The 5,491-nt window shown below is 53.2% G+C and carries 2 tRNA genes and 3 rRNA genes; all 5 read left to right on the forward strand.

The annotated features are described in order from the left end of the window. Positions 1–282 precede the first annotated feature (282 nt). The 5 genes from JCM9942_RS10260 to rrf all read left to right on the forward strand — a co-directional run bounded on the left by JCM9942_RS10260 (position 283) and on the right by rrf (position 5,483). Positions 283–1,826: ribosomal RNA gene (locus tag JCM9942_RS10260) — 16S ribosomal RNA — on the forward strand. Between the two features lie 93 nt (positions 1,827–1,919). Continuing rightward, a tRNA-Ala gene (locus tag JCM9942_RS10265) sits at positions 1,920–1,995 on the forward strand. Positions 1,996–2,018: 23 nt separating this feature from the next. Further along, a tRNA-Ile gene (locus tag JCM9942_RS10270) sits at positions 2,019–2,095 on the forward strand. 228 nt (positions 2,096–2,323) lie between these two features. Beyond that, positions 2,324–5,201, forward strand: a 23S ribosomal RNA gene (locus JCM9942_RS10275). Positions 5,202–5,368: 167 nt separating this feature from the next. Further along, positions 5,369–5,483 (forward strand): 5S ribosomal RNA (gene rrf / locus JCM9942_RS10280). The 16S, 23S and 5S rRNA genes sit together here with 2 tRNA genes alongside, the layout of an rRNA operon. Positions 5,484–5,491 lie beyond the last annotated feature (8 nt).

Consider the following 5,491-nt stretch of genomic DNA (forward strand, 5'->3'; position numbering starts at 1 on the left):
TCAACCGCCTCGAAAAAAGGTGTTGACGAGGCAGAAAAGCCGGCTATAATGGGCGGCTCGCTACGACGGAAACGTCGCAGCCTACGAAGATGGCGCTGAGGCCTGATTCGAAGTTCTTTGAAAGTATGCGCAGGTATCTTGTGAGGGCGCCTGCAGGAGTGGATGACTGTCCATCTTGCAGACGTTTAATCAAGCAATGATTCAATTGTTTTAATGCAAGCGAAACGTTGCCAGTGGTTGAATTTCTGCAGCTAAAGTAATTTGTCTTCGGACATGTAATTTTAAGTGAAGAGTTTGATCCTGGCTCAGAGTGAACGCTGGCGGTAGGCCTAACACATGCAAGTCGAACGGCAGCACAGTAAGAGCTTGCTCTTACGGGTGGCGAGTGGCGGACGGGTGAGGAATACATCGGAATCTACTTTTTCGTGGGGGATAACGTAGGGAAACTTACGCTAATACCGCATACGCCCTACGGGGGAAAGCCGGGGACCTTCGGGCCTGGCGCGGATAAATGAGCCGATGTCCGATTAGCTAGTTGGCGGGGTAAGAGCCCACCAAGGCGACGATCGGTAGCTGGTCTGAGAGGATGATCAGCACACTGGAACTGAGACACGGTCCAGACTCCTACGGGAGGCAGCAGTGGGGAATATTGGACAATGGGCGCAAGCCTGATCCAGCCATACCGCGTGGGTGAAGAAGGCCTTCGGGTTGTAAAGCCCTTTTGTTGGGAAAGAAAAGCAGCCGGTTAATACCCGGTTGTTCTGACGGTACCCAAAGAATAAGCACCGGCTAACTTCGTGCCAGCAGCCGCGGTAATACGAAGGGTGCAAGCGTTACTCGGAATTACTGGGCGTAAAGCGTGCGTAGGTGGTTGTTTAAGTCTGTCGTGAAAGCCTGGGCTCAACCTGGGAATTGCGATGGAAACTGGGCGACTAGAGTGTGGCAGAGGGTAGTGGAATTCCTGGTGTAGCAGTGAAATGCGTAGAGATCAGGAGGAACATCCGTGGCGAAGGCGACTGCCTGGGCCAACACTGACACTGAGGCACGAAAGCGTGGGGAGCAAACAGGATTAGATACCCTGGTAGTCCACGCCCTAAACGATGCGAACTGGATGTTGGGTGCAATTTGGCACGCAGTATCGAAGCTAACGCGTTAAGTTCGCCGCCTGGGGAGTACGGTCGCAAGACTGAAACTCAAAGGAATTGACGGGGGCCCGCACAAGCGGTGGAGTATGTGGTTTAATTCGATGCAACGCGAAGAACCTTACCTGGCCTTGACATGTCGCGAACTTTCCAGAGATGGATTGGTGCCTTCGGGAACGCGAACACAGGTGCTGCATGGCTGTCGTCAGCTCGTGTCGTGAGATGTTGGGTTAAGTCCCGCAACGAGCGCAACCCTTGTCCTTAGTTGCCAGCACGTAATGGTGGGAACTCTAAGGAGACCGCCGGTGACAAACCGGAGGAAGGTGGGGATGACGTCAAGTCATCATGGCCCTTACGGCCAGGGCTACACACGTACTACAATGGTAGGGACAGAGGCTGCAAGCCGGCGACGGTAAGCCAATCCCAGAAACCCTATCTCAGTCCGGATTGGAGTCTGCAACTCGACTCCATGAAGTCGGAATCGCTAGTAATCGCAGATCAGCATTGCTGCGGTGAATACGTTCCCGGGCCTTGTACACACCGCCCGTCACACCATGGGAGTTTGTTGCACCAGAAGCAGGTAGCTTAACCTTCGGGAGGGCGCTTGCCACGGTGTGGCCGATGACTGGGGTGAAGTCGTAACAAGGTAGCCGTATCGGAAGGTGCGGCTGGATCACCTCCTTTTGAGCATGACAGCATCGCCTGTCAGGCGTCCTCACAAGAAACCTGCATTCAGAGATCCGCATCGGCACAGGCCGGCGTGGAAAGTCCCATTACGGGGCCTTAGCTCAGCTGGGAGAGCACCTGCTTTGCAAGCAGGGGGTCGTCGGTTCGATCCCGACAGGCTCCACCATACTGAAGCTATGACAGAACATTGGGTCTGTAGCTCAGGTGGTTAGAGCGCACCCCTGATAAGGGTGAGGTCGGTGGTTCGAGTCCTCCCAGACCCACCACTCTGAATGTATGACGCATACTAAGAATTTATAGACATCAGCATTGTGGCTGGTATCTGTTCTTTTAAAACTTGTGACGTAGCGAGCGTTTGAGATTATCTATCTTGACGTGTCGTGAGGCTAAGGCGGAAGACTTAAATGTCTTCTTATTAATTGAGTCGTTATATTCGTATCCGGGCTTTGTACCCCCGGGTCATATGTATAACCCAAGGCAACTTGCGGTTATATGGTCAAGCGAATAAGCGCACACGGTGGATGCCTTGGCGGTCAGAGGCGATGAAGGACGTGGCAGCCTGCGAAAAGTGTGGGGGAGCTGGCAACAAGCATTGATCCCGCAATGTCCGAATGGGGAAACCCACCGCTCCGGCGGTATTGCATGGTGAATACATAGCCATGCAAAGCGAACCTGGTGAACTGAAATATCTAAGTAACCAGAGGAAAAGAAATCAACCGAGATTCCCTGAGTAGCGACGAGCGAACGGGGAACAGCCCTTAAGCTGGTATGGTTCTAGAAAAACGGTTTGGAAAAGCCGGCCATAGAAGGTGATAGCCCTGTATTTGAAAGGGCCATTCCAGTGAAGACGAGTAGGGCGGGGCACGTGAAACCCTGTCTGAATATGGGGGGACCATCCTCCAAGGCTAAATACTACTGACCGACCGATAGTGAACCAGTACCGTGAGGGAAAGGCGAAAAGAACCCCGGAGAGGGGAGTGAAATAGATCCTGAAACCGTGTGCGTACAAGCAGTAGGAGCTCGAAAGAGTGACTGCGTACCTTTTGTATAATGGGTCAGCGACTTACTGTTCGTGGCAAGCTTAACCGTATAGGGGAGGCGAAGGGAAACCGAGTCTGATAAGGGCGCATAGTCGCGGGCAGTAGACCCGAAACCGGGTGATCTAGTCATGCCCAGGGTGAAGGTGCGGTAACACGCACTGGAGGCCCGAACCCACTCCCGTTGCAAAGGTAGGGGATGAGGTGTGATTAGGAGTGAAAAGCTAATCGAACCCGGAGATAGCTGGTTCTCCTCGAAAGCTATTTAGGTAGCGCCTCATATGTATCCTCTCGGGGGTAGAGCACTGTTATGGCTAGGGGGTCATCGCGACTTACCAAACCATTGCAAACTCCGAATACCGAGACGGACTGTATGGGAGACACACGGCGGGTGCTAACGTCCGTCGTGAAAAGGGAAACAACCCAGACCCACAGCTAAGGTCCCAAATTTTGTGCTAAGTGGAAAACCATGTGGAAAGGCACAGACAGCCAGGAGGTTGGCTTAGAAGCAGCCACCCTTTAAAGAAAGCGTAATAGCTCACTGGTCGAGTCGGTCTGCGGGGAAGATTTAACGGGGCTAAGCACAGAACCGAAGCTTGGGGTGCATAACTTTGTTATGCGCGGTAGAGGAGCGTTCCGTAAGCCTGTGAAGGTGAGTTGAGAAGCTTGCTGGAGGTATCGGAAGTGCGAATGCTGACATGAGTAACGATAATGCGGGTGAAAAACCCGCACGCCGAAAGCCCAAGGTTTCCTTGCGCAACGTTAATCGGCGCAGGGTGAGTCGGCCCCTAAGGCGAGGCAGAAATGCGTAGTCGATGGGAAGCAGGTTAATATTCCTGCACCTCGCGTAAGTGCGATGGAGGGACGGAGAAGGTTAGGTGTACCAGGCGTTGGTTGTCCTGGGGAAAGGCGGTAGGTTTGGATCTTTGGCAAATCCGGGATCCTTTAAGACCGAGCACCGAGACGAGTCTTTATGACAAAGTCACTGATACCACGCTTCCAGGAAAAGCTCCTAAGCTTCAGCTTACGCAGACCGTACCGTAAACCGACACAGGTGGGTAGGATGAGAATTCTCAGGCGCTTGAGAGAACTCGGGTGAAGGAACTAGGCAACATGGCACCGTAACTTCGGGAGAAGGTGCGCCATTGTCGGTGGATCATGCGATCTAAAGCTGACGATGGCCGAAGTAACCAGGCCGCTGCGACTGTTTATCAAAAACACAGCACTCTGCAAACACGAAAGTGGACGTATAGGGTGTGACGCCTGCCCGGTGCTGGAAGGTTAATTGATGGGGTCAGCCGCAAGGCGAAGCTCTTGATCGAAGCCCCAGTAAACGGCGGCCGTAACTATAACGGTCCTAAGGTAGCGAAATTCCTTGTCGGGTAAGTTCCGACCTGCACGAATGGCGTAACGATGGCGGCGCTGTCTCCACCCGAGACTCAGTGAAATTGAAATCGCTGTGAAGATGCAGCGTTCCCGTGGCAAGACGGAAAGACCCCGTGAACCTTTACTATAGCTTTACACTGAACGTTGAGTTCGTCTGTGTAGGATAGGTGGGAGGCTATGAAACTGTGGCGCTAGCTGCAGTGGAGCCATCCTTGAAATACCACCCTGTCGTGCTTGACGTTCTAACCTAGGTCCGTAATCCGGATCGGGGACCGTGTATGGTGGGTAGTTTGACTGGGGCGGTCTCCTCCTAAAGAGTAACGGAGGAGCTCGAAGGTACGCTCAGCGCGGTCGGACATCGCGCACTGTGTGCAAAGGCATAAGCGTGCTTGACTGCAAGATCGACGGATCAAGCAGGTAGGAAACTAGGACTTAGTGATCCGGTGGTTCTGTATGGAAGGGCCATCGCTCAACGGATAAAAGGTACTCCGGGGATAACAGGCTGATACCGCCCAAGAGTTCATATCGACGGCGGTGTTTGGCACCTCGATGTCGGCTCATCACATCCTGGGGCTGTAGTCGGTCCCAAGGGTATGGCTGTTCGCCATTTAAAGTGGTACGCGAGCTGGGTTCAGAACGTCGTGAGACAGTTCGGTCCCTATCTGCCATGGGCGTTGGAAGTTTGAGAGGGGCTGCTCCTAGTACGAGAGGACCGGAGTGGACGAACCCCTGGTGTTCCGGTTGTCACGCCAGTGGCATTGCCGGGTAGCTATGTTCGGAAACGATAACCGCTGAAAGCATCTAAGCGGGAAGCGTGCCTCAAGATGAGACTTCCCGGGGCACAAGCCCCCTAAAGGAACCATATAGACTATGTGGTTGATAGGTCAGGTGTGTAAGTACAGCAATGTATTGAGCTAACTGATACTAATGATCCGTGTGGCTTGACCATATAACCTCAAGTTGCCTTGGCCGACATGACATGTCGATAGATCCAAGTGCACGCTACGTCACAAGACCAAACGTGAGACTGAGCGCCTTTATGCGCTTTTTACTCAAGTAACCAAGGGATCACTCCCGGTTGCTCGAATGAAAAGCCGGCGACGCTCCAACTGTCTCCCTGGTGAAATTAGCGCTATGGAACCACCCGATCCCATCCCGAACTCGGAAGTGAAACGTAGCTGCGCCGATGGTAGTGAGGCTTAAGCCTTGCGAGAGTAGGTCATCGCCAGGGTCTTTACT

The organism is Stenotrophomonas pictorum JCM 9942 (assembly GCF_001310775.1).
Classification (GTDB): domain Bacteria; phylum Pseudomonadota; class Gammaproteobacteria; order Xanthomonadales; family Xanthomonadaceae; genus Stenotrophomonas; species Stenotrophomonas pictorum.